The 24,479-nt window shown below is 71.4% G+C and carries 20 protein-coding genes; 3 read left to right on the top strand and 17 right to left on the bottom strand.

From position 1 onward, the window contains the following. Nucleotides 1-19: 19 nt before the first annotated feature. Nucleotides 20-685: an AIM24 family protein gene (locus tag ACIBH4_RS28895; RefSeq protein WP_362501852.1), complete on the top strand. Its 666-nt coding sequence runs from the start codon at nt 20-22 to the stop codon at nt 683-685. Nucleotides 686-695: 10 nt separating this feature from the next. Here the strand turns inward: ACIBH4_RS28895 and ACIBH4_RS28890 are convergent, their stop codons facing one another. Further along, on the bottom strand, nt 696-1,913 hold the full coding sequence (locus ACIBH4_RS28890) for a damage-control phosphatase ARMT1 family protein (RefSeq protein ID WP_362765267.1): 1,218 nt from the start codon (nt 1,911-1,913) through the stop codon (nt 696-698). Between the two features lie 95 nt (nt 1,914-2,008). Between ACIBH4_RS28890 and ACIBH4_RS28885 the strand changes: the two genes are divergently transcribed. Continuing rightward, nucleotides 2,009-2,638, top strand: a complete 630-nt coding sequence (locus tag ACIBH4_RS28885) for a cupin domain-containing protein (protein ID WP_350947333.1) — start codon at nt 2,009-2,011, stop codon at nt 2,636-2,638. 166 nt (nt 2,639-2,804) lie between these two features. Here the strand turns inward: ACIBH4_RS28885 and ACIBH4_RS28880 are convergent, their stop codons facing one another. From ACIBH4_RS28880 to ACIBH4_RS28815, 14 genes are all read right to left on the bottom strand, one after another. Then, nucleotides 2,805-4,181: an NAD(P)/FAD-dependent oxidoreductase gene (locus tag ACIBH4_RS28880; protein ID WP_362502241.1), complete on the bottom strand. Its 1,377-nt coding sequence runs from the start codon at nt 4,179-4,181 to the stop codon at nt 2,805-2,807. After that, the gene (kynU, locus tag ACIBH4_RS28875) at nt 4,136-5,629 is read right to left on the bottom strand and encodes a kynureninase (RefSeq protein ID WP_362501848.1); all 1,494 of its coding nucleotides are present in this window, start codon (nt 5,627-5,629) and stop codon (nt 4,136-4,138) included. Before kynU ends, ACIBH4_RS28880 begins: the two co-directional genes overlap by 46 nt. A 161-nt stretch (nt 5,630-5,790) precedes the next feature. After that, entirely contained in the window at nt 5,791-6,813 is a 1,023-nt protein-coding gene (locus ACIBH4_RS28870) for an LLM class flavin-dependent oxidoreductase (protein WP_362501846.1), read from the bottom strand. Nucleotides 6,814-6,998: 185 nt separating this feature from the next. Beyond that, a complete protein-coding gene (locus tag ACIBH4_RS28865) occupies nt 6,999-7,358 on the bottom strand; it encodes a TIGR04076 family protein (protein ID WP_362501844.1) in 360 nt (119 codons plus the stop codon). A 13-nt stretch (nt 7,359-7,371) separates the two neighbouring features. Then, complete coding sequence (locus tag ACIBH4_RS28860) at nt 7,372-8,361, bottom strand: zinc-binding dehydrogenase (RefSeq protein WP_362501842.1); 990 nt, start codon at nt 8,359-8,361, stop codon at nt 7,372-7,374. Next, nucleotides 8,358-8,801: a DUF4440 domain-containing protein gene (locus tag ACIBH4_RS28855; RefSeq protein ID WP_362501840.1), complete on the bottom strand. Its 444-nt coding sequence runs from the start codon at nt 8,799-8,801 to the stop codon at nt 8,358-8,360. The genes ACIBH4_RS28860 and ACIBH4_RS28855 overlap by 4 nt, the downstream gene beginning before the upstream one ends. Continuing rightward, nucleotides 8,798-10,168, bottom strand: a complete 1,371-nt coding sequence (locus ACIBH4_RS28850) for an amidohydrolase family protein (protein ID WP_362501838.1) — start codon at nt 10,166-10,168, stop codon at nt 8,798-8,800. The genes ACIBH4_RS28855 and ACIBH4_RS28850 overlap by 4 nt, the downstream gene beginning before the upstream one ends. Then, nucleotides 10,165-12,036, bottom strand: a complete 1,872-nt coding sequence (locus ACIBH4_RS28845) for a hydantoinase B/oxoprolinase family protein (protein WP_362501836.1) — start codon at nt 12,034-12,036, stop codon at nt 10,165-10,167. The genes ACIBH4_RS28850 and ACIBH4_RS28845 overlap by 4 nt, the downstream gene beginning before the upstream one ends. Continuing rightward, nucleotides 12,029-13,723, bottom strand: coding sequence for a hydantoinase B/oxoprolinase family protein (locus ACIBH4_RS28840; RefSeq protein ID WP_399173163.1), 1,695 nt, complete (start codon nt 13,721-13,723; stop codon nt 12,029-12,031). Before ACIBH4_RS28840 ends, ACIBH4_RS28845 begins: the two co-directional genes overlap by 8 nt. Then, a complete protein-coding gene (locus tag ACIBH4_RS28835) occupies nt 13,720-15,777 on the bottom strand; it encodes a hydantoinase/oxoprolinase family protein (RefSeq protein WP_362770054.1) in 2,058 nt (685 codons plus the stop codon). Before ACIBH4_RS28835 ends, ACIBH4_RS28840 begins: the two co-directional genes overlap by 4 nt. A gap of 8 nt (nt 15,778-15,785) precedes the next feature. Further along, complete coding sequence (locus ACIBH4_RS28830; RefSeq protein WP_362770057.1) at nt 15,786-17,936, bottom strand: ABC transporter ATP-binding protein; 2,151 nt, start codon at nt 17,934-17,936, stop codon at nt 15,786-15,788. 6 nt (nt 17,937-17,942) lie between these two features. Next, nucleotides 17,943-18,788 (bottom strand): ABC transporter permease, encoded by an 846-nt coding sequence (locus tag ACIBH4_RS28825; protein ID WP_362501828.1) that lies wholly within the window; start codon nt 18,786-18,788, stop codon nt 17,943-17,945. After that, nucleotides 18,788-19,798 (bottom strand): ABC transporter permease, encoded by a 1,011-nt coding sequence (locus ACIBH4_RS28820; protein ID WP_362501826.1) that lies wholly within the window; start codon nt 19,796-19,798, stop codon nt 18,788-18,790. Before ACIBH4_RS28820 ends, ACIBH4_RS28825 begins: the two co-directional genes overlap by 1 nt. Nucleotides 19,799-19,801: 3 nt before the next feature. After that, a complete protein-coding gene (locus tag ACIBH4_RS28815) occupies nt 19,802-21,478 on the bottom strand; it encodes an ABC transporter substrate-binding protein (RefSeq protein WP_362501824.1) in 1,677 nt (558 codons plus the stop codon). Between the two features lie 446 nt (nt 21,479-21,924). Between ACIBH4_RS28815 and ACIBH4_RS28810 the strand changes: the two genes are divergently transcribed. After that, on the top strand, nt 21,925-22,110 hold the full coding sequence (locus tag ACIBH4_RS28810; protein ID WP_362501822.1) for a hypothetical protein: 186 nt from the start codon (nt 21,925-21,927) through the stop codon (nt 22,108-22,110). 138 nt (nt 22,111-22,248) lie between these two features. On the opposite strand, the gene araA is transcribed toward ACIBH4_RS28810, so the two are convergent. Together araA and ACIBH4_RS28800 are read right to left on the bottom strand one after the other, a co-directional pair. Beyond that, complete coding sequence (gene araA, locus ACIBH4_RS28805; protein WP_362501820.1) at nt 22,249-23,745, bottom strand: L-arabinose isomerase; 1,497 nt, start codon at nt 23,743-23,745, stop codon at nt 22,249-22,251. Continuing rightward, nucleotides 23,742-24,410 carry an L-ribulose-5-phosphate 4-epimerase gene (locus ACIBH4_RS28800; RefSeq protein ID WP_362501818.1) on the bottom strand — a complete coding sequence of 223 codons (669 nt, stop codon included), beginning with the start codon at nt 24,408-24,410 and terminating at the stop codon, nt 23,742-23,744. The genes araA and ACIBH4_RS28800 overlap by 4 nt, the downstream gene beginning before the upstream one ends. Nucleotides 24,411-24,479 lie beyond the last annotated feature (69 nt).

The following is a 24,479-nucleotide window of genomic DNA, read 5'->3' as shown; positions in this document are numbered from 1 at the left end:
ACGCTGAGAGGCATCTCCCGTGCGCAGCTCGTTCTTCGGAAACCTTGACCAGGACCGGTTCCCCGGCCACTTCGCCCTGCAGAACGCCAAGATGCTGCGGGTGCGGCTGAACGGGGAGGTGCTCGCCCGGCAGGGGTCGATGGTCGCCTTCCAAGGACAGATGGACTTCGACTACGAGGGCGCGGGGAGCGTCGGCCGCTTCCTGAAGAAGATGGTCAGCGGGGAGGGCGCGCCGCTGATGCGCGTCCGGGGGCAGGGCGTGATCTTCTTCGCCGACAACGCCACCGACGTGCACCTGTTCTACCTGGAGGACGAGGCGCTCACCGTCAACGGCACCAACCTGCTCGCCTTCGACCCGCAGCTCACCTGGGACATCCAGCGCGTCCAGGGCGCGGGCGTCGCCACCGGCGGCCTGTTCAACACCACGCTCAAGGGCACCGGCTGGGTGGCGGTCACCGCGCACGGCGCCCCCGTGCTCCTCGACACCTCCCAGGCGCCGACCTTCGCCGACGGCCAGTCCGCGGTGTGCTGGAGCGCGGGGTTGCACGTGGGGGTCAACCGCACGATGAAGGCGGGGGCTCTGATCGGGCGAGGCAGCGGCGAGGCTCTGCAGCTCGCGTTCAGGGGAGAGGGCTTCGTCCTCGTCCAGGCGAGCGAGGGCCCGATCATCCCCAACTCCGGCTGACCCCCGCCGCTCACGCTCTGGCCTGGATGAGGCCGTGGGCGCCGGTGGTCAGCCAAGGGCGGCCCGTGGCCTCCAGCGACGTGACCACGTCTCCGTCCAGGCCGACCGCGACCTCGGACTTCAGGGTGCGCAGCGCCACGACCGGGCCGGGGAAGTAGGCGGTGGCCTCGGCGAACGGGGTGGTGTGCGGCCAGGCCCTGTCGCCGACGAGACGGCGGTAGTTCAGGTCACCCTTCATGATCGTGAGTGACGCGGTCGCGAAGTCCTCCCGCATACCGAAAGGCATCTCCCGGTAGGGCAGGGGCGCGCAGGAGAAGGCGTACGCCCGCATGAGCAGCCTGCCCGACCCGAGCGCCGCCCGCAGCCGCCCCGCGACCTCTCCCGCCTCGCCACCGGCGGCGGCCATCCTGCGCAGGCAGGCCAGGACGTCGGCCGGGGTGGCGTCGGACACGTAGTACGGCAGGGGCTTGACGTGCAGGACGACCTTGCCCGCTCCCTTGGCGTGCAGCAGGTGGTCGATGAGGACGAGGTCGGGCAGCAGCTCGCTCCCGGCGTTGTCCGCGACGAGGCAGATCCTCGCGAGCCCCCCGCGACCGGCCTCCTCGCCGTCGACGAGTGACCACAGGAGCGCGCTGTCGTCGGCGAGGAGCCCGGACTCCCTCCCGGCGAGCTCGGGGCCGGCCGCGACCCGGAACACCAGGTCGGCCCGGTTCCCCCACAGCGCCCTCAGAACGAGCGCCTGGGCCCGCTCCGCGGAGGGCAGCGCGGCCACCGCGTCGAGCTCGCGAAGCTCCTCGTCGACGGCCTCGCCGAACAGCTCGGCCTGCTTGAAGGGCTCGAACGGGTCGACGCCTCGCCACGGTCCCGGCCCGAAGTAGCCGACCGCGGACAGGAGCCTGCGGTAGAAGTAACTCTCCGCCCACAGGAACGGCGCGTCGTCCCACCGCCGCCCGACATGGCCCCGGTCCCAGCTCTCCCACAGGTCACGGTCGTGCGCGGACTCCTCAAGCGGCTCGATCACCCCCTCGATCTCCTCAAGCAGCAGGTCGAGCGCCCGGTTCGCCCCGAGGTCGTACGGCGTGGCGGTGCGGACCTTCTCGATCAGGGCGGGGTGCCGTTCATGAAGAACGCGCCACGGATAGGAACCGGGGACGTCGCTCAGGAACACCGGCGGATCCTGCGGCGCCGAGGGCCCCGCAGGCCGCTGCCGGGCATCACCGTCTGCCATTTCCGACTCCTTTTTGACGCGGGACGACTCTTGTTATGAAATATGTTTAGCTAGAGCGAACAGGCGGTCACGCTGCCTGACGGAGGGAGCCGCAGGTGGGCACATCGGAGCGTCACAGCGGTGAGGAGCTGGACCGCCACGACGCCGTCGGAGCCCGGATGCGGCAGTTCCGCAAGGAACGCGGTCTGACACTACGCGGTCTCGCCACCCACTCCGGGCTCTCGATCGGGTTCCTCTCGCAGGTCGAGAGGGGGATCTCCTCCATCGGCCTCACCGCGCTCAACAGCGTGGCCACCGCGCTCGACCGCAGCGTGGCGGAGTTCTTCAACGACGTGCCGCCCGAGGAGGAGACGCAGGAGACGCGCGCCCCGGTCTCCCATCTGCCGAGCCACTTCACGCTCACCCGCTCGGCGACGGCCGCCACCGAATACATCTCGGGCCAGCAGACCTACCGCATGCTCTCGGCGAGGGGCCCGAACCTGGTGCTCGAACCGCTGCTGGTGCACATCGCTCCCGGCGGCAAACGCGAGAACTCCTACGGTCACGCCGGGGAGGAGTTCGCCTTCGTGCTGGAGGGCGAGCTGCTGTACGAGGTCGACGGCGTCGAGCACCGGCTGTACCCGGGCGACAGCGTCCACCTGAGATCGACCGTCCCGCACAGCATGTTCAACGACACCGACCGGGTCACCACGGTCGTGTCCGTGGTGACCCCCCGGTTGTTCTGACTCCCTCCCCGCCGGGCGCGAAGGCGATCCGGCGCGGAGCGATCCACCGCCACGGCAGGACGTCACGACCACGCGGGACGGCCCCCGCGCGCAACGCTCGCCGGGCGACCGCACGACGCGGCCGACAGCGGCTCGGGACGCTCGGCGAGCGACCGCGCGGAGGTGGTCAGCGGCGGCGCAGGGCGCGGGTGGCCAGCGCGACCGCGGCCAGCGCGCCGAGTGCCCCGGCGGCGACCGCCCCGCGCTGGCGGGAGATGCGCCGCTGGATCTCGGCGTAGGGCACCGTGCTGAACGAGACGAGCTCGTAGCGGGAGACGTAGACGCCGGGCAGCAGCCGTTCCAGGCCGTGCTCGACGCGTTTGCGCAGCAGGAACGACCGGGAGGCGACCTTGTCGCGCATCTCGACGAAGTTCTCCAGCGCGAGTTCGGCGATGGTGTCGGCGTGCTCCTTGCGCCGGGCCCCGTACATGGCGAGGGCCCGGGGGAAGTCGTCGCCGGCCTCCTCCAGGCAGCGGTCGAGCTCCACGCAGTCCTCGAAGCCGCAGTTCGCGCCCTGGCCGTAGAAGGGGACGATCGCGTGGGCCGCGTCTCCGAGCAGGCCGACCGCCGCTCCCCCTGTGCCGCGTACGTGCCAGGGGCGGGCCCGCATGGTGACCAGGTGCCCGATCGGGTTGTGGGCGTAGTCGTCGGCGAGGTCGGGCATGAGGGCGTGGGCGTCGGCGTAGTTCGCGGCGAAGAACTCCTCGAAGCGCTCCGCGGTGTCCAGCTCGGCGAAGCTGCCCGGCCCCGACTTGGGCCAGAACAGCGTGCACGTGAAGGACCTGTCCGGGTTGGGCAGGGCGATCATCATCGCCTTGCCGCGCGGCCAGATGTGCAGCGCGCCCGGGTCGAGGGCGAACCCGCCGTCGCGCGCCGGGATCGTCAGCTCCTTGTAGCCGTAGTCGAGGTACTCCTGGCTGAAGTCGAAGCCGGGAAGGAACTGCAGCCGGCCCCGTACCGCGCTGTAGGCGCCGTCGGCGGCGAGCACGACCTGGGCGGTGCGGGTGACGGGACCGCCGGGCGTGTCGAAGTCCATCCGGCCCGAGTCGACGTCGAGTCCGGTCAGCCGGTGCTCGAAGAGCGCGCGGACCCCCGGCATGCCGAGGGCGGCGTCCAGCAGGGTGCGGTTGAGCTCGGAGCGGCTGATGGAGTTGATCGCCCGCTGCCCTCCCGCGCTGTAGGGCTGGAAGCTGAGCGTGCCGTCGGGGGCGTGCATCATCCGGCCGGGCATCGGCAGCGCGGCCTTCAGAACGGTCTCGTCCAGCCCGATCCGGCGCAGCGCGTCGATCCCCCGCTCGGAGATCGCCAGGTTGATCGAGCGTCCGCGCTCGGGGGCGGCCTCGCGCGGGTCGGGCCTGCGCTCGTACAGGGTGACCTCGTAGCCTCGGCGGGCCAGGTAGCAGGCCGTCAGGCAGCCGACCAGCCCCGCGCCGACCACGGCGACCTCGCCGGGGGACCTCATCTCGGGCTCACCTCCCTGGCGAGCGCGTCGGCGGCCCGCCAGCAGTCGTGGAACGTGGAGTACAGGGGCACGGGGGCGAGCCGGATGACGTCCGGGCGCCGCACGTCGGCGAGGACGCCGTGGACCTCGTGCAGCCGGGCGGCGAGGTTCGCGGCGTCATCGGCGCCGGGGACGCCGCCGGTCACCCGGAGGGAGAGCTGGGCTCCGCGCCTGGCCGGGTCGGCGGGCGTGACGATCTGCAGCGGGCGGTCGCGGACCACCTCGGCGAGCAGCCCTTCCAGGTAGCCGGTGAGCGCCAGGCTCCGCTCCCTCAGCGCCGCCATCCCGGTCTCGGCGAACATCCGCAGCGAGACCCGTACCGGGGCCATCGCGAGGATCGGCGGGTTGGAGATCTGCCAGGCGTCGGCGGTGGGTACCTGGACGAGCTCGGGCCGCATCTCGAAGCGGGTCGCCTCCTCGGTGCTCCACCATCCGGCGAGCCGGGGCAGCGTGGGATCGGTCACGTGGCGCCGGTGCACGAAGCATCCGGCGACGGCGCCGGGACCTGAGTTGAGATATTTGTACGAGCACCAGGCCGCGAAGTCCACGTCCCAGTCGTGCAGCGCGAGCGGCACGTTCCCCGCGGCGTGCGCGAGGTCCCAGCCGACGCGGCACCCGGCCGCGTGCCCGGCCGCGGTGACGGCGGGGATGTCGAGGAACTCACCGGTCAGGTAGTTGACCCCGCCCAGGAGCACGAGCGCCACCCGGTGCCCCTCGCGGGCCAGGTAGTCCACGATGTCGGCGGTGCGCAGGCAGTCCTCGCCCTCGCGGGGGCGCAGGCGGACCACCGTCTCGTCGGGGTCGAGGCCGTGGTGTACGGCCTGGCTGCGCACCGCGTAGCTGTCGGAGGAGAAGGCGTGGTCCTCGATCACGATGCGGGTGCGCTCACCCGCCGGGCGGTAGAAGGTCGCCATCATCAGGTGCAGGTTGACCGTGAGGGAGTTCATCACCACGGTCTCGTCGGGGAACGCGCCCACGAGCGCCGCGGCGTCCTCGCGCAGTTCCGCGTGGTAGGGCAACCAGGGGTGCGCCGCGCGGTGGTGGCCCTCGACCGCGTGCATGGCCCAGTCGTCCAGCTCGGCGGAGATCGCGGCGCGGGCCGCGCGGGGCTGGAGGCCGAGCGAGTTGCCGGCGAAGTAGGCGAGCTCGGGGTGCCGGGAGGTGGCGGGGGCGGGCGGGACGAGGAACTCCGCGCGGCGGCACACCGGCCTTCCGGCGGCCCTGGCCTGTCGTGCGGACTCGGCGTCGGCGGCGAGCGCCTCCCGCTCACCGGGCAGACCGGTCTCCCCAAGGCCGCCACGGCCACCGGATCCTTCGTATCCGCCCAGGTCACGGCGCGGGGCGCGGTCCACGTCACCGCCGGTGTCATGGAGATCGCCGAGGCCCCCGGCCCCCGCGGCCGTCACGTCCGACATCTCCGTTGCCGGACCCCCGGCGCGTTCACTCGTCACATCATCTCCTTCTCCTCTCTTATGTTCACCCATACTGAACTCAAGTGAAAATCAGCAGAGTGAGATGATTCGGGCCGTGCGCTTTCCGGACGGAAGGTTCTCGGGACATCCGGTTTCAAGATGACGGAGCGTCACCCGAGGGTGTCGCGATTCGCACCGGGCTACCGCTCTCTCACCGCGGGGGATCTGTCCAGCAGCGGCAGCACCTCGGCCCCGAGCAGCTCCACGCCCCGGTCGTCGGTGAGGCCGTGCGGGGTGCCGAACTCCACCCGGTGCGCGCCCGCGTCGATGAGGGCCTGGGCCTGCGCGGCGACCTGCTCGGGGGTGCCGGAGAAGGCGAACAGGTCGAGCAGGTCGTCGGGGATGAGCCGCCCCGCCTCGGCGTCCCTCCCCTCCCCGACCAACGTCTTCACCCTGTCGAGCAGGTCGGCGGGGATCTCCACGGTCGGATCGAGGTCGGCGACCACCGCGAGATACATCGCGACCTCGCCGCGCGCCTTGGCGCGGGCCGCGGCGCCGTCGGTGTCCACGACGGTCACCGCGCCCAGGACGACGCCGATCTCGCCGGGATCGCGCCCGGCCGCCACCGCCCCGGCCGCGACCCGCTCGCGGATCACCCCGACCATCGCCGGGTTCGCGCTGCCGCCCACCTTGATCTCGTCGGCGACCCGTCCGGCCAGCGCCGCCCCCCGCGGCCCCCACGTGCCGAGCAGCAGCGGCGGCCGGGGCCGGTGCACGGGGTAGCGCAGCCCGGTGCCCGGCGCGAGGCGGAACATCTCCCCCTCGTACCCTCCGGTGTCACCGGCGAGCAGCCGGTAAACCACCTCCGCCGCCTCCGCCAGCGCGGTGAGCGGCCTGGGCTGGGCGATGCCCACCGCGCCGAGCCAGGTGCCGCGTGCCAGCCCGAGGTAGGCGCGGCCGTGCGAGGCGAGGTCGAGGGCGGCGAGCTGCCCGGCGATCTCGTACGGTGCCGTGGAGTAGGGGTTGAGACAGGCCGTGCCGAGCCGCACCCGCCCGGTGGCGGCGGCCATCTCCAGCAGGGGGAAGATCGGCGGCTGGTACATCAGGTCGCCGAACACGCTCAGCACGTCGAAGCCGTGCTCCTCGGCGCGGCGCGCGAGCCGCGCGTAGTCACCGGCCCGCTTGTCGCTCTGCAGGCCGAGGCCGATCTCGGCGGCGGTCATCGGGGGCTCTCCTGCCCGGTGGCGGTCGTCACGGCTTCCTCACAGTCTGCGGTCGTCGCGGATCGCCGCGTGATCACGGCGGTCGTCGGGGATCCCTCCGGAACGCCGGTCATCGCGGGTCCTTCTCGGTTCAGGTCGGCTCAGGTCAGGTCGGCTCAGGTCAGGTCGGCTCAGGTCAGGTCGGCTCAGGTCAGGTCGGCGGAGTTCATCCGGCGGCGCCCGGTCCGCTCGACCCGCATCACCAGCCGCTCCTCCGGGTCGGGGCAGGTGAACAGGGTGTCTCGCTCCAGCCAGTCGCCCTCGGCGAGGTCGCGCTGCTTGGCGGCGAGGAACGGCAGGACCGAGGCGAGCGCGTAGACGCAGAAGTGCTCGCCGTCGGGGAGGCGCAGGTGGGCGCTGTTCTCCAGCGTGAAGCAGTCGCCCACCTCCATCCCGCAGACGGACCTGCCCTCGATGCGGTCGACCACCACCCGCAGGTCGTACAGCTCCATGTCGCCACCGTCGCCACCGTCGCCGCCGTCGCCGTTCCCACTGATGTCGTTCATGCCGCTTCCTCCCTCAGCCCGTCCGGACCATGATCTTTCCTGTCGTACGGCGTTCGGCCAGGTCGGCCAGGGCCGCGGGCGTTTCCGCCAGGCCCACCACGCGCGACACGAGCGGCCGTACGGCGCCGGAGCCGAGCAGGGCGAACAGCTCCTCGTAGGCGTCCCGCACCGCGGCCGGTCTCCGCCACGGGTACGCCGACCCCCACGACACCCCGACCAGGGAGGCGTTGGCGGCGACGAACGCCATCGGGTCGACCGGCGGCGGAAACCCTCCGGCCGCACCGACGGCCACCAGGCGCCCCTCGAAGGCGAGGCAGTCCAGCGAGCGCGCGAGGACGTCGCCGCCGACGGGGTCGACGACGACGTCGGCGCCGTGGCCGTCCGTGAGGTCCATCACCGAGGCGGCGAAGTCGACCTCCAGGTAGTCGATCGCCTCGGCCGCGCCGTTCTCCCGGCACAGTGCGGTCTTGGCCGGGCCGCCCGCCGTGCAGATCACCCGCGCCCCGAAGGCGAGCGCGAGCTGGGTGGCGGCGATGCCGACACCTCCCGCGCCCGCGTGCACGAGCACCGTCTCCCCCGCCGCCAGCCCGGCCCTGCGCAGCGCGAACCACGCGGTCTGGTACGTGACGGGCAGCGCCGCGACCGTGACGGGGTCGAGCCCGGCCGGGTAGGGCACGACGAGGGCGGCGTCGACGGTGACGACGTCGCCGAGGGCTCCGTGCGGCAGGGTGGGGCAGGCGAGGACCGCCCTGCCCTCCAGGTGCTCGGCACCCGCCCCGGCGGCGACCACCGTCCCTGCGGCCTCGACGCCGGGCGTCATCGGCGGATCCGGGCGTACGGGGTAGGTGCCCCTGCACAGCATGACGTCGAGGTAGTTCAGCCCGACGGCCCGCACCGCGATCCTCACCTCGCCGTCGCCGGGGGCGCGCTCCTCGGGCACCTCCGCCAGGGAGAGGACCTCCTCGGGCTCGCCGTGCTCGTAGGCGACCAGCCGCCGGTTCACGGCGTGAGCAGTTCTGAGTGGTGGTGCACGATGAGCCAGTCTCCGCCGACGCGGCGCAGCACGTCGGTCACCCGGCTGCGCTGGACGGGTCCGTCCGGCAGCTGGGCGACCAGCACGTAGCGGGCGACGCCGGTGTCGTCCCACACGTCGATCCACTTGTCCTCGGCCTCCAGCCTGTCGAGGCGGGGACGCGCACCCGAGCCGTCCCTCTCGTCGCGGTAGGCGTCGAGTTCCCGCCGGGTCCTCAGCGGTCCCGGCAGATGCGTCTCCCAGGTGGTCACCTCGTCGTGCAGGTGCCCGTCGAAGCGGTGGCGGTCGGCCGCGAGGAACGCGTCGTACATGTCGTCGATGCCGGCCGAGATCAGATCGGCGTCCGCACCGGACCCGGTGTTCACGACTTCTCCCATCAGGTCGGTGCCCACCTCGGAATCGGGTTTCACTGCTTCTCCCATCCCGACCGGTCGTCGCGGACGACCCGGCCGCCCTTCATCACCCAGCGGACCCCGCGGAAGGCCGAGGTGCCCGCGAGCGGGTCGGCGTCCATCGCGATGAGGTCCGCGTACTTGCCGACCTCGACGGTGCCGAGGTCGGCCTCGGCGCCGAGCCAGCGGACCGGGCCGAGCGTGCCCGCGTACAGCGCTCCGGCCGGGCCGAGACCGCCTTCGGACATGCACTCCAGCTCGCGTACCGAGGCGTTGGTCCCCTCGAAGTCCCAGAACGGCGGCATGTCGCTGCCCAGCAGGACGTCCACCCCCGCGTCGAGGGCGATGGCGTAGCTCTCCAGGTGGCGGGGTCCGGCGCCGAGCGAGCGGCACTGCATCCACTCCGGCACCCCGAGTTCGTCGAAGAACTCCTTACAACGGGTGACGAGCAGCGTCGGTACCAGGGACGTGCCGCGTTCGGCCATCCTCTTCGCGACCTCGGGGGTGAGCTGGTAACCGTGCTCGACGCAGTCGAGGCCCATCTCGACGGCCTCGGCGATCACCGCCGCCGGACCCGCGTGCGCGGTGACCTTGCGGCCCCAGGCGTGCGCGGTCTGCAGCGCCGCCGCCAGCTCGTCGGAGAACAGCTGCGGGGTGTCCATCTTCTCGTGTTCCCCGGCGATACCGCCCGAGATCATGATCTTGATGAGGTCGGCGCCCGCCTTGATCTGGCTGCGCACCCCGCGCCGGAACCCGTCGGCGCCGTCGCACTCCAGGGTGTCGCTCCCCTCGTGCCCGTGGCCACCGGTGCAGACCAGGGCGCGACCCGCGGTGAAGATGCGCGGGCCGACCGCCCGGCCCGACTCGATCGCCCGGCGCAGCGCGAAGTCGGCGTGGTCCTTCTCGGCCACACACCTCACCGTGGTCACCCCGCAGTGCAGGGTGCGCCGGGCGCCGTCCGCCATGTAGAGGGCGAGTTCGTGCGCCGTCATGTTCTTGACGCTGTCGCCTCCCTGGCCGGGGAGCGACAGGGACAGGTGGGTGTGCATGTTGACCAGGCCGGGAGTGACGTACGCGCCGTCCAGGTCGAGCAGGTGGGCGTCGCCGGTCCGCTCCAGGATCCGCTCGCGAGGACCCACGGCCGCGATCCTGTCACCCCGGATCCACACCGCGGCGTCGGCGATCCGCCCCTGCCCTTCCGCCGTCAGGACCGCGGTGTCGGTGATCTGCCCGTCCGCCGTCCGGATCTCCGGCCCAATGGCCGCGTCGCCCGAGAACGGGACGCCCGCCGTACGACCTCCCGAGGCCATGCCGGCAAGACCGGCGGCGCGGGCGTCGGTGACGGTGCAGTTGACGAGGACCACGTCGTTGACCATGTCGTTCATCGGACGACCTCGGCTCCATAGATCTCGCGGGCGGCCTCGGGGGAGACGTAGCCCTCGGCGACGTCGCGGCGCACCAGGTCGGGATCGCGTTCGCGCGGATCCCCGTGCCCGCCACCACCCGCCGTGAGCAGCGTGATCCGGTCGCCGACCTCCACCCTGGTCCGTTTGGTGCTCACCCGGTGCTCACGCTCGGTGCCGGGAAAGACCACCACCTGATTTGGCTCGGGCTCCAGCCCGCCCTCCAGCGCCCACGGCCGCGACCTCGTCTTCTTGATCACCGACAGGAACTCCCCCGGCACCACGAAACGAATGTCACGCCGCAAACCCACCCCACCCCGCAGCCGCCCCGCACCCCCGGAGTCCTCACGCATCTCCACCCGCTCGAAGAACATCCCGGTCCTCGCCTCCAGAACCTCGACGGGGGTGTTGCGGGCCTGGGTCTGGCACAGGTGGTTGGCGGCGTTCATGCCGTCGTGGGACGGGGTCGCACCCCAGCCGACCGGGTCGTTGTTGCTGACGGCGAACATCTGCCCGGTCTCCGGATGGATCCCGACCATCATGAACCCCGGCACGTCACCCCCCGAGGAGGCGGGAAGCCGCTCCGGCATGCCCTGCGCCAGCGCCTTGTAGATCAGCTCCAGGGCGACCGTCCCCGTCCACTGGGTGAAGGTCGCCGCCGGGTAGGCGGCGTGGAAGAGCGTGCCGGGCTCGGCCCGCACCTCCAGCGGGGCGAAGTGCCCGGCGTTGGTCTGCTCTGTCGGCGTGGTGATCGCCTTGAACGCGACCCGGCAGGTCGCGATGGTCGCGCCGAACGGGAGGTTGACCGGTCCCGCGGTCGCGCCGGACGATCCGGCGAAGTCGACGGTGAAGGTGCCGTCGGCGACGGTGACGGTGACCTCCATGCGGACCGGATCCCCGGTGACCCCGTCGTCGTCCAGCCAGTCGACCGCCGTCCACGAGCCCTGCGGCAGGCGGGCGACGGCCTCGGCGGCGGACTCGGCGGCGGCGGTGATCACGGTCTCGACGACGGAGGCGACGACGTCCCCGCCGTAGCGGGTGTGCAGCTCGCTGAGGCGGCGCTCGCCGGTGCGCAGCGCGGCGACCTGCGCGTTCAGATCACCGATCACCAGATCCGGCATCCGCGAATTGAACCGGATCAACTCAATGATCTCCCGATTCGCCACCCCCTCCGAGAACACCTTCGTCCCCGGAAAGATAATCCCCTCCTGATGCATGTCCGTGGAATCCAGCACATACCCCGGATCCTTCGCCCCCAGATCCATCCAGTGAGCCCGCACACACAAAAAACCCACCAGGTCCGCACCCACGAACACCGGGCAGAACAACGTCGCATCATAAGAATGCGCCGCGTTCCAGTACGGATAGTTCAGCAACACCACATCACCGGGACGCAGATTCTCCCGCCCCACATACTCCACCCCCTTACGGATGGAATAGTCGTTGGCGCCGAGAAAACGACTCAGGCCTGTCGACTCCGCGACCAGGCGGAGGTCCGCGTCGTAGACGGAGATGCCGAAGTCGAACACCTCGTAGATCACCGGGTTGAAGGCGGTACGGACGAGCGTGGCCCGCATCTCCTCGGCGACCGAGGAGAGGTGGCTGCGCACCACCTCGACCGTCGCGCCGTCCACCGGACCGAGGCCCCCGCCCGCGCGGCCGGTCCTTCGCCCACCTGAGGCGGCGGGCCCGGTGGACTCCGGGGCCGCGGGGCCGGAGGGAGCGGACGGGTCGGAGACGGCGACCCCTGAGATGGCGGAGCCGGACGGCGTGGAGGGACCGGACGAGTCGGAGACGGCGGCCCCCGGGACGACGGAGCCGGACGGCGTGGAGGCGGCGGGCTCAGACATCGTCGATCCCGTAGGTCTCGCGGGCGGCCTCGGGGGAGACGTAGCCCTCGGCGACGTCGCGGCGCACGAGGTCGGGATCGCGTTCGCGCGGATCCCCGTGCCCGCCACCACCCGCCGTGAGCAGCGTGATCCGGTCGCCGACCTCCACCCTGGTCCGTTTGGTGCTCACCCGGTGCTCACGCTCGGTGCCGGGAAAGACCACCACCTGATTTGGCTCGGGCTCCAGCCCGCCCTCCAGCGCCCACGGCCGCGACCTCGTCTTCTTGATCACCGACAGGAACTCCCCCGGCACCACGAAACGAATGTCACGCCGCAAACCCACCCCACCCCGCAGCCGCCCCGCACCCCCGGAGTCCTCACGCATCTCCACCCGCTCGAAGAACATCCCGGTCCTCGCCTCCAGAACCTCGATCGGGGTGATGCGTCCCGTGCTCCCCGAGACGTGGGTGGCGGCGTTCATGCCGTCGTGGGACGGGGTCGCACCCCAGCCGACCGGGTCGTTGTTGCTGACGGCGAACATCTGCCCGGTCTCCGGATGGATCCCGACCATCATGAACCCCGGCACGTCACCCCCCGAGGAGGCGGGAAGCCGGTCGGGCATGCCCTGCGCCAGCGCCTTCAGGATGAGCTCGACCGCGACGATGCCGGTCCACAGGGTGAACGTCGGCTGCGGGTAGACGGCGTGGAAGAGCGTGCCCGGTTCGGCCCGCACCTCAAGGGGAACGGTCGTGCCGAAGTTGGACGGCTCGTCGGGCGAGGTGAGCGCCTTCAGGACGACCTTGCAGATCGCGATGGTCGCGCCGAACGGCATGTTGATGGGACCGGCGGTGGCGGGCGAGGAACCGGCGAAGTCGACGGTGAAGGTGCCGTCGGCGACGGTGACGGTGACCTCCATGCGGACCGGATCCTCGGTGATCCCGTCGTCGTCCAGCCAGTCGACCGCCGTCCACGAGCCCTGCGGCAACTCGGCGAGGGCGGCGCGGGTGCGCGCCTCCCCGTCCTCGACCATCCGCTGGACCGCCGCCTCCACGGTCGGGCGGCCGAACTTCTCCAGGATCTCCTGGAAGCGGCGCTCGCCGGTGCGCAGCGCGGCGACCTGCGCGTTCAGATCACCGATCACCAGATCCGGCATCCGCGAATTGAACCGGATCAACTCAATGATCTCCCGATTCGCCACCCCCTCCGAGAACACCTTCGTCCCCGGAAAGATAATCCCCTCCTGATGCATGTCCGTGGAATCCAGCACATACCCCGGATCCTTCGCCCCCAGATCCATCCAGTGAGCCCGCACACACAAAAAACCCACCAGGTCCGCACCCATGAAAACCGGGCAGAACAACGTCGCGTCATACGCGTGTGCCGCGTTCCAATATGGATAGTTCAGCAACACCACATCACCGGGACGCAGATTCTCCCGCCCCACATACTCCACCCCTTTACGGAGTGAGAAGTCGTTGGCGCCGAGGAAGAAGGTGAGCCCGGTGGCCTCGGCGATCAGCCGAAGGTCCGCGTCGTACATCGACATGCCGAAGTCGTGGACCTCGTAGATCACCGGGTTGAAGGAGGTGCGGATCAGCGTGGCCCGCATCTCCTCCGCCGCCGCGAGCAGGTAACTGCGCACCACCTCGGCGGTCGCGCCGTCCAGCCGAGCACCGTCCGCCCCGGCACCGTCCAGCCGCTCCGTCATGCCGTCGCCTCCACAAGCCGTACCAGCAGGTAGCCGTGTTCCTCGACCTCGACCCGCTGTCCCGAGGGGACCACGGTGGTCGAGGTGCCCTCGTCGACCAGGGCGGGCCCTTCGAACGCGTCACCCGGCTCCAGCAGCGCGCGCTCGTAAACGGCGAACGACGCCGTGGCGCGGGTGCCGAAGTCGTAGGCGTCCCTGCGGGCGAGCAGCGCCCGGCTCGCGTCGCCGTCGCCCGGCGGGCGCGTCACCAGCTCGGGCCTGTCGGTACGACCGATGCCGCGCACCCGCAGGTTGAGGATCTGCACCCGGTTGTCCATCGCGTGCCCGTACCGCGCCGCGTGGGTCTCCTCGAACGCCCGCCTGATCGCGTCGCGGTCGAGGTCGCGGCCCGTGGTGATGATGAGCGAGTGCTCCTGGCCCAGGTAGCGCAGCTCGAACTGGCGCTCAAGGACCATGCGGTCCGCCGGGACCCGCTGCGCCTCCAGGGAGGCGACCGCCTCGGCCTCGACGCTCTTGAACACCGTCTCCAGCCCGTCGAGGTCGGCGTCGTCCAGGGTGGCCATCACCGTACGGGAGAAGTCGTCGACGATGTCGGCGCTGAGCATGCCCCAGGCGGAGAAGCCCGAGGGCGCGAACGGCACGATGACCTCGCCGATGCCCATCTCCGCCGCGAGCAGCGGGGCGAGCAGCGGCCCCGCCCCGCCGAACGCGAGCAGTGAGAAGCCCCGGGGGTCGTGTCCCCGCTCGACCGTGATCTGCCGGACCGCGCCGACGGTCTTGGCGAGCAGCACGTCGAAGACGCCCGCCGCCGCGGCCTCGGGGCTGAGCCCGAGTGGCCCGGCCACCTGCTCGTCGAGCGCCGCGCGGGCGGCGTCGGCCCGCAGCTCCATGGTCCCGGCCAGGAAACGGTCCGGGTCCACGTAGCCGAGGACGACCGCCGCGTCCGTGACGGTGGGGCGGGTGCCGCCCCGGCCGTAACACACCGGGCCGGGGTCGGCACCCGCACTCTGCGGCCCCACCTTCAGCAATCCCCGCTCCAGCCACGCGATCGAGCCCCCTCCGGCGCCGATCGTGCGGATGTCGTAGGTGGGGATCAGCAGCGGGAAGTGCTCCAGCTGCGCCTCGTAGGCGGCCACCGGGGACCCGTGCTCGATCACGCACGCGTCCAGCGAGGTACCGCCGATGTCGAAGGTGAGAAGGTCCCGGCGACCGAGGGCGGCGGCGATGTGCGCCGCGCCCACGATGCCGCCCGCCGGGCCCGACAGCACGGTGTGCGTCGGGGAGGTCTTGGCCACGGCCGACGTCATGGAACCGCCGCCGGAGCGCATGATCAGGAATCGCCCGTCGAAGCCGCGCTCGGCGAGCCCGCGCTCCAGCCGGTCCACGTACCTCTCGAAGATCGGCCGGATGTAGGCGTCGAGGACGGTCGTGCTGGTCCGCTCGTACTCGCGGTACTCCCTCACGATGTCGGTGGAGACCGAGACCGTCACCTGGGGGTACGCCTCGCGGATGATCCGGGCGGCCTCCCGCTCGTGGGAGGGGTCGAGGAAGGAGTGCAGGAAGCAGACGGCGATCGACACCACTCCCCGCTCCTCGACCAGGACGCGGGCGGCCTCCCGCACCCCGGCGGCGTCGAGCTCCTCGACCACCCGGCCCCGGTGGTCGAGCCGCCCACGCACCCCGGCGGTGTGGCGCCGCAGCACGAGGCTGTCGGGCCGCTCGTACTGGAAGTCGTACATGTGGTCGGAGGGCACGTTGCCCCGGCCGATGAGGAAGATGTCGCGGAAGCCGTCGTTGGTGATGATCCCGGTGGGCTCGCCGCGCCGCTCCAGGACGGCGTTGAGCCCGAGGGTGGTGCCGTGGATGAACAGCTCCACCTCCGACAGGTCGGTGCCGAGCGCGGTGACCGCGTCGAGCACGCCCTCCCAGGGGCGCGCCGGAGTCGTCGAGGCCTTCCTGAAGCGCACCTCGTGGGTGCGCGTGTCCAGCTCCATCGCGTCGACGAAGGTGCCGCCGATGTCGACGGCCAGACGGATGTGCTTGGGGTCGGGCATTGCGGGTGTCACCTTTCGATCAGCGCGGGGATCTCGGCGGCGCGGTGGCAGGCGACCAGGCTCGCGCCGTACGGGCGGAGTTCCTGCTCCTGCCGCCGGCACTCGCCGGTCGCGAAGGGGCAGCGCGGCGCGAGGGCACAGCCCGCGGCGGCGTCCGCCTCCTCCAGATCCTTGGTCAGTTCGACCCGCGGTCCGCCGTACCCGGCGCCGAGGCTCGGGGCGCTGGACAGCAGCGCCCGGGTGTAGGGGTGCAGGGGGTTGCCGAAGACCTCCTCCACCGGCCCCTCCTCCACGATCCGCCCCAGGTAGAGGACCACGACGCGGTCGCAGAATCCTCGAACGGTGGCCAGGTCGTGGGAGATGAAGACGCTGCCGCGTGAGCGGTCGCCGCTCACCTCGGCGATCACCTTCAGGATCTGCGCCTGCACGGTGACGTCGAGCGCCGAGGTCGGCTCGTCGAAGACGATCAGGTCGGGGTCGCCGACGAGCGCGCGGGCGATGCCGACGCGCTGCGCCTGCCCGCCGGACAGCTCGTGCGGGCGCCGCCCCAGGATCGACGGGTCCAGCTCCATGCGTTCCAGGACTCCGGCGACGCGCGAGACGCGCTCGGCGGCGGGCACCCCGGCGGCGCGCAGCGGCTCGCCGATCGCGTCCTGCACGGTCCGCCGGGGGCTGAGCGAGCCCACCGGGTCCTGGAAGACCAGCTGTGCCCGGGTGCGCAGACGGCGCAGCTCCCGGCCGCGCACCTTGGACAGGACCCGCCCGGCCACCTCGACCCTCCCCGTGGAAGGGGCGACCAGCCCGAGCATCAGTCTGGCCAGGGTGCTCTTACCGCAGCCGCTCTCCCCGACGACGCCCAGGGTCTCACCGGCGGCGACGCTGAGGCTGACCCCGCGCAGGGCGTGGTGGCCCCCGCCGCCGAAACGGGAACCGTAGACGACGTGCGCGTCCTCGACGCGCAGCACCTCCCCGCCCGTCCCGCCTCCGGGGCGCGTCCCCTCTCCCGGGTCCGTCTTCTCACCTGAGCGCGTCCCCTTTCCCGGGCGCGTTCCCGCGCCGGAGGACGTTCCCTGCGCGGGGCGGGTCCCCTCCCCCGTCGAGACGGCGGCCGTACGGGCGGGCGGCTCCGTGAGCGACGGGGAAGGGGCGTCGAGGGGCCCGGTGAGCGGCTCGGTGAGCGGCTCGGTGAGCGGCTCGGTGAGGGGCCCTGAGCGGGGGTGGAAGCAGGCGGCGCTCCAGTCGGAGGAGAGGGTCCGGGCGTGCGGGCGCTCCGCCACGCACAGCTCCGTCGCGTGCGCGCAGCGCGGTACGAACGGGCAGGAGGAGGGCGCCTCGGAGAGCAGCGGCATCGCACCGGGGGTGGCGATCACCGCACGCCCGTCGATGTCGGGCACCGAGCGCAGCAGCGCCCGCGTGTAGGGGTGGGCGGGCTCGTCGAGCACCTGCGGTCCGGGACCGCTCTCCACCACCGTCCCCGCGTACAGCACCACGACGCGGTCGCAGACCTCGGCGATGGAGGCGAGGTCGTGCGAGATGAGCAGGACGCCGCGCCGCTCGGCGTTCGCGGCGAGTCGGAAGCGGTTGAGGATCTCCCTGGTGAGGGTGACGTCCAGCCCGGTGGTGGGCTCGTCGGCGATGAGCAGGCCGGGGGCGCAGCCGGTGGCGAGTGAGATCATGACGCGCTGCGCCATACCGCCGGAGAGCTCGTGCGGGTAGGCGTCCAGCCGGCGCCTCGGGCTGCGGATGCCGACCGACTCGAACAGCTTGGCGGCGACCTCCCTCGCGGGGGCGGGGGCGAGCGCCTGGTGGGTGACGAGCCGGTCGACGAGCTGGCGGCCGACGGTCCTGGTGGGGCTGAGCGCGCCGCGCGGGTTCTGGAAGCAGATCGCGGCGCCGTGCCCCCGGAAGGACTCCAGCTCGGCGGCGCCCATCGTCAGCACGTCGGTGCCCTCGAACAGGACCCTCCCGGTCGTACGGGAGCCGCCGGGCAGCAGGCCCACGATCGAGCGGGCCACCATGCTCTTGCCGCCGCCGCTCTCACCGACCAGGCCGACCACCTCGCCCGGTTCGACGCTCAGGTTCACCCCGCTCAGCGCGGCGACCCGGCGTCCTGGGCGGTGGATCACGACGGAGAGGTCCTCGATCGACAGAAGTGTCATCGTCCGTCACCTCCTCGTGGAGTCGGCGCGTTCCTGCAGGCCCTCACCGAGGAGGCTGAAGCCCAGGACGCAGATCAGCAGGAAGAGACCGGGCGGCACCGAGGTCCACCACCGGCCGGCGACGACGTCTCCGGCACCGAGGCTGATCATGGCGCCCCACTCGGCGGTGGGCACCGGCACGCCGAGCCCGAGGAAGGACAGCCCGGCGAGCGTGAGCATCGCCCAGCCGCAGTTCAGCGGGGCGATGACGCGCACCGGCGTGAGGCTGTTGGGCAGGACGTGCCGCCAGAGCACCCCCCAGAAGGAGGAGCCCGAGGTGCGGGACGCCTCCACGAACGGCAGCTCCCGCACCGAGCGCACCTCGGCCCGCACCAGCCGGGCGTACGCGGGCGCGTTCACCAGCGCGATCACCGCGATCAGGTTCGCGGTCCCGCCGCCGAGCAGCGCGGCCACCGCGAGGGCGAGGATGAAGGTGGGGAACGCCTGGAAGACGTCGAGCACTCGCATCAGCACGTCGTCCGGCCAGCCGCCCCGGTATCCGGCGACGAGGCCGACGAGGCTGCCCGCGACCACGGCGAGGGCGACCGCGGCGATCGCGATGCCGACGTCGAGCCTGGCGGCGTACAGGACCCTGCTCCACACGTCCATGCCGTTGAGGTCGGTGCCCAGCAGGTGGGCGCCGCCCGGCGCCGCGAGGGGCGCGAGGGGGTCGATCTCCTCGGGGCCCCACGCGCTGAGCAGCGGCGCGAACACGACCGCCACGGCGACCAGCGCCAGGACGGCGGAACCCGCGATGATCAGGGACGACGCGAAACCGCGGTCCCCGCCGACCTCCCGGACGCGCTGCGACATCAGATCCTCACTCTCGGGTCGAGGATCGCGTGGACGACGTCGGCGATGAGGAACACCACCACGTAGAACAGCGCGATCACGAGCACCGACGCCTGCACCACCGGGTAGTCCCGGTAGAGCAGGCCGCGCAGCGCCCACTGCCCGAAGCCCTGCCAGGAGAAGACGTACTCCACGAGGACGGTCGAGCCGATGGAGAAGCCGAACACCAGGGCCGCCAGCGCGGGGAGCCGCACCAGCGCGGCCCGTACCAGGTAGCCGCGGAGCAGCAGGCGGTCCCTGAGCCCGTGCGCGGCGGCGGCCGTGTACGCCTCGGAGGCGAGCACCTCCAGCGCGGAGGCCCGGACGCTGCGCAGCAGCGGCGCGACGATGGCGATCACCAGCGTGGCCACCGGCAGCGCGAGGTGCTCCAGCGCGGAGACGAACGCGGGACCGTTCGCCGTCAGCGCCGCGTCGAGCAGGTCGGCGCCGGTGATCAGGCTGAGATCGGTGTCTGGGTCCACCCGGCCGCTCGGCGCGGGGAACCAGCCCAGGACGCTGTAGCCGACGAGGACGAGCACCAGGCCGAGCCAGAACTCGGGCACCGAGTTGCCGACGAGCGCCGCGACGCGGACGGTGTGGTCGCCGAACCGGCCCGCGTTCCGCGCCGACCAGATGCCGAGCACCGTGGCCAGCACCAGCGCCACGGTGAGCGCGATCACGACGAGTTCCATGGTGGGCCCGATACGCACGGCCATCTCGGCGCCCACGGAGGTGCCGCTCTGGATCGAGGTGCCGAAGTCACCGGTGAACAGTCCCCCGACGTAGTCGAGGAACTGCCGCCACAGGGGCTGGTCCAGCCCGAACCTGGCCCGCGCGGCGGCGGCGTCGGCCTCCGTGGCGTTGGGGCCGAGGATGGTACGGATCGGATCGCCCGGCAGGACCCTCACGAGGAGGAAGGTCACGACGACCACCCCGAGGAGCACCGGGACGAGCTGGAGCAGCCGCCTGAGGAGAAACCGGAGGACACGCATGAATCACCCGGTGACGCTCAGGTAGCGCAGCCGGGCCAGACCGTCCATCGGCTGGACCCATCCCTCCACCTCTTCCCTGACGGGGAGGTTGAAGTTGGGCTGGCAGACGACGACCCACGGCACGTCCTCGGCCATGATCTCCTGCACGCGCAGCCAGAGCTTGGCGCGCTCGGCCTCGTCGACGACGGTGTGGGACTCCTCGAAGATCTTCTCGATCTCGTCGTTGACGTAGTTGGAGTAGTTGAGGTTCGCTCCCTTGGTGAAGCTGGTCCCGAGCATGTACTCCACGTCGTTGACCCAGAGCTGGCCCAGAGTGATCTGCAGGGGGATGTTCTTCTTCTCCCTGCGCTCGGCGAGCGTGGCGGGGTCGAGCGGGGTGAGCTTCAGCTCGATGCCCGCCTTCCTCGCCTCGCTCTGCACGAGGACGGCGATCTGCTGCTGCTCCTCGTTGTCGGTCTGGAAGACCAGCTCGGAGGTGATCGAGGTCTTGCCCGCCCCGGCCAGCGTCTCCTTGGCCTTGGCGACGTCGTGGGTGTAGGGGTAGCCGCTCTCGGAGTAGCCGGGCATGTCCAGCGGGACGACGCTCTTGGTGGGCCGCGCGTCGCCGCCGTAGACGTTGGCGATGATCTGCTCGTACGGGACGGCCTGGGCGAGCGCCTTGCGCACCGCGGGGTCGTCGAAGGGCGCGGTGGTCACCGACATCTGGATGGCGAGCTGGTTGTTGCTCGGCGCGGAGATGACCTTGATGCCCTGGGTGGTCTTGAGGTCCTTGATGTCGCGCTGGCCGATTCCGAAGGCGATGTCGATGTCGCCGTTCTGCAGCTGGAGGCGCTGGTTGGAGGCCGCGGGCACCACGGTGAGCCTGATCTGCGGGCTCTTGGCGCCGTCGGTGCCGGGATAGCCGGTGTTGGCGCTGAGCAGGATCTCCTGGCCCTGGACCGCCTTCTCCACGTTGAAGTAGCCGCCGGTCGGGGGGTTCTTGGCGAACCACTCCTTGGCCCAGGGGTCGTCGTCGGTGGCGTGCTTCTTCGCCTCTTCCGAGTCGAAGACGTACAGCGAGATGGCCTGGATCTGCCGGGTGAGGGCGCTGGGGAACGCCTGGGTGAACCTCACGGTGTAGTTGTCGACCACCTCGACCTGGTCGGCCTTGGTGAGCCCGATCAGCCGGTAGACCCCGGCGACGTTCGCCTTCGCGGCGAAGGCGCGGTCCTTGGACCACTTGACGTCGTTGGCGGTCATCTCGTTGCCGCTCGCGAACTTGACGCCCTGGCGCAGCTTGAGGGTCCAGACCTTGTTGTCGGCGTCGGGCTCGAAGGACTCGGCGAAGGTCGGGGCGATCGCCTCGGTGTCGAGGATCTGGCCGTCGCCGACCGAGGTGACCCCGTAGTCGATCATGTAGGGGAAGACGTTCTTGTAGAGCATCAGCGCGGTCAGGTCGAATCCGACGAAGTCCTGGTCCCAGCTGCTCAGGTAGCTGCCCACCGCGATCCGCAACGCCCTGGCGGCGGGGGCGCCGCTCCCGCCGGGAGCGGTGCTCGCCGCGGGGGCGGGGTCGCCCGCCTTGGTGCCCGCGGCGCACCCGGTCGCGAAGAGGAGGGCGACCCCACCCCCGAGCTGCAGGATCGAGCGGCGGGACAGCGCGGGGGATCCCGGACCGTGGGGGTGAGAGAAACCGGGCATCGCAGTCCTCCAGGGGCCATGAGGGTTAGGCCGCGAGATGAGCGGATCGTTCCAGCGACGACCCACTCGACCTACATGTGCCGCTTGTTCTATCAGACCTGAGTTCCGTGAACAAGGGAGTAAGGCTTGTTCACAGATAAAACCAATGCTCAGAGAGCTAATTGGGAGACCTGAAGACCGGAGGGAGTGTCTGTGTTCACAGAATTTCACACGAACGACGCTCGGATGTGACCGACGCTTCCTACCCTGTCGGCAAGGCCGCGCCGCCCGGAGAGCCCGCACGGGACGACGAGACGGCGGCACCGCGGACCACATGCCTCCGCGAGACATGATTACATCTCTCAGAACGGGCAGGACCTGTAGGGGCGAGCGCGGATCCGACCGGATCCGGGTCTCGGCCACCGTGTCGCCGGAACCCCGGCGACACCCCCTGCGGAAGTGAGCCGATGTTCTCCGTACCTGTACTGCTCGTCGTGACCACCGCGGTCGTGATCGCCGTGCTGGCCTGCGCGCTCGCACTGGTGGCCGGGTCGGCCTGGCCGCTCTCCGTGCTCAGCGGCGTCGCGGCGGGTGCGGCCACCATCAGCCTGCTCTCCCGCCTGGTGGACGGCGGCCACCGGCTGCGTCCCTAGCGCTCGGATGTTCCCCTGTTCCCCGTGAGCCGGAGCGGGTCCCGCAGAAAGGCGCCTGTGACGACAACGGCTTCCGGCACCCCCGCGAGCGGCGGGGGCACCGGAAGCCGGCGGCAACGGGAGGGGAAGGGATCCGGATCAGAAACCGCGCGCCAGGTGGTAGTACGCCTGGTTCCAGCGGATCTCCTTGGCGAACTGGCGGGCGGTGGTGTCGGCGTCGATGACCAGCAACTCGACGCCGAGCATGTCGGAGAGGTCGGTGAGCTCCTCGGTGGTCAGGGCGGACGACAGCACGGTGTGGTGCGGGCCTCCCGCGGTGAGCCACGCCTCGGCCGAGGTGCTCAGGTTCGGACGGGGCCTCCACACCGCGCGGGCGACGGGCAGGCTGGGCAGCGGCTCGGCGGGGTTGACCACGTCGATCTCGTTCGCCACCAGCCTGAACCGGTCCCCCATGTCGGACAGGCCGATCACCACGGCGGGTCCGGGTTCCGCGTCGAAGACCAGCCGGACCGGGTCCTCGCGACCGCCGATGCTCAGCGGGTGGATCTCGCACGAGGGCACACCCGCGGCGATCGTCGGGCAGACCTCCAGCATGTGCGCGCCCAGGATCACCTCCTGGCCGGGGGTGAGATGGTAGGTGTAGTCCTCCATGAAGGAGGTGCCGCCCTCAAGGCCGGCCGACATCACCTTCAGGGTGCGCACCAGCACCGAGGTCTTCCAGTCGCCCTCGCCGCCGAAGCCGTAGCCGTCGGCCATCAGCCGCTGCACGGCGAGCCCCGGCAGCTGCCGCAGCCCGCCGAGGTCCTCGAAGTTGGTGGTGAACGCGCCGAAGCCCCCCTCGGTGAGGAAGTGGCGCAGTCCCAGCTCGATGCGGGCGGCATAGCGCAGCGAGTCGTTGCGCTCGCCTCCGGCGCGCAGCTCGGGGGCGACCTTGTAGGTGTCCTCGTACTCGGTGATCAGGGTGTCCACGTCGGAGTCCGCCGTGGCGTCGACTGCGGCGACCAGGTCGTTGACGCCGTAGGTGTTGACCGAGACGCCGAAGCGCAGCTGCGCCTCCACCTTGTCACCCTCGGTGACCGCCACGTCGCGCATGTTGTCACCGAAGCGGGCGAGCCGCAGCGAGCTCAGCTCCGCGCGCCCGGCCGCGGCCCGCGCCCACGCGCCGATGCGCGCCGCCACCGCCGGGTCGCTCACGTGCCCGGCGACGGTCTTGCGCGCCACGCCCAGCCGGGCCTGGATGTAGCCGAACTCGCGGTCGCCGTGCGCGGCCTGGTTGAGGTTCATGAAGTCCATGTCGATGGAACTCCACGGCAGCGCCACGTTGGCCTGGGTGTGCAGGTGCAGCAGCGGCGTGCGCAGCGCGTCCAGCCCGGCGATCCACATCTTGGCCGGGGAGAAGGTGTGCATCCAGGCGATCACCCCGACGCAGGCGTCCGAGGCGTTCGCCTCCAGGCAGACCCGGTGGATCGACGCGGCGTCGGTCAGCACCGGCTTCCAGACCACCCGGAACGCCAGCGCGTCGTCGAGGCGCTCGGCGATGCTCCGGGACTGTTCCGCCACCTGGGCCAGCGTGTCCTCGCCGTACAGGCCCTGGCTTCCGGTGAGAAACCAGATCTCACGCTCGTGAAGGGTCACCGCGGACTCCTTTGCCCGTAGACGTTCTGGTAGCGGTCGTACAAACTGTCGATGTCTGCTGCCGCGATCGGCAGCGGCTCGCCCAGCTGGCGGGCCACGTGCACGGTACGGGCGACGTCCTCGCACATCACCGCGGCCTTGACGGCCGCGCGGGCGTCCGCGCCGATGGTGAAGACGCCGTGGTTGCGCATCAGCACCGCCGGGGAGCGGTGGCCCTCCAGGGTGGCGACGATTCCCTTGCCGATGTCGTCCCCGCCGATCAGCGCGAACGGCCCGACCGGGATCTCCCCGCCGAACTCGTCCGCCATCGCCGTCAGCACGCACGGGATGGACTCGCCCCGCGCCGCCCAGGCGGAGGCGTACGTGGAGTGGGTGTGCACCACCCCGCCCACCCGCGGCATCGCCCGGTAGACGTACGCGTGCGCGGCGGTGTCGCTGGACGGCGACAGCTCGCCCTCGACCAGCTCACCGTCCAGGTCGCACACCACGATCGACTCGGGGGTGAGGGCGTCGTAGGTCACCCCCGACGGCTTGATGACGAACAGGTTCTCGCCGGGGACCCGGCCCGAGACGTTGCCCGCGGTCCAGGCGACCAGGTTGTAGCGGACCAGCTCCTGGTGGAGCGCCGACACCGTCTCCCGCAGCTTCCTGACGACGGCGCTCATCCGGCCACCGCCGTCTCGCACGTGGCCGGGTACCCGGCCGCCCGCAGGGCCGGATGTCCGGCCGCGCAC

The organism is Streptosporangium sp. NPDC050284 (assembly GCF_044459525.1).
Taxonomy (GTDB): Bacteria; Actinomycetota; Actinomycetes; order Streptosporangiales; family Streptosporangiaceae; genus Streptosporangium.
The sequence above is the reverse complement of the archived record's forward strand: the minus strand, read 5'-3'. Positions and strand labels throughout refer to the sequence as shown.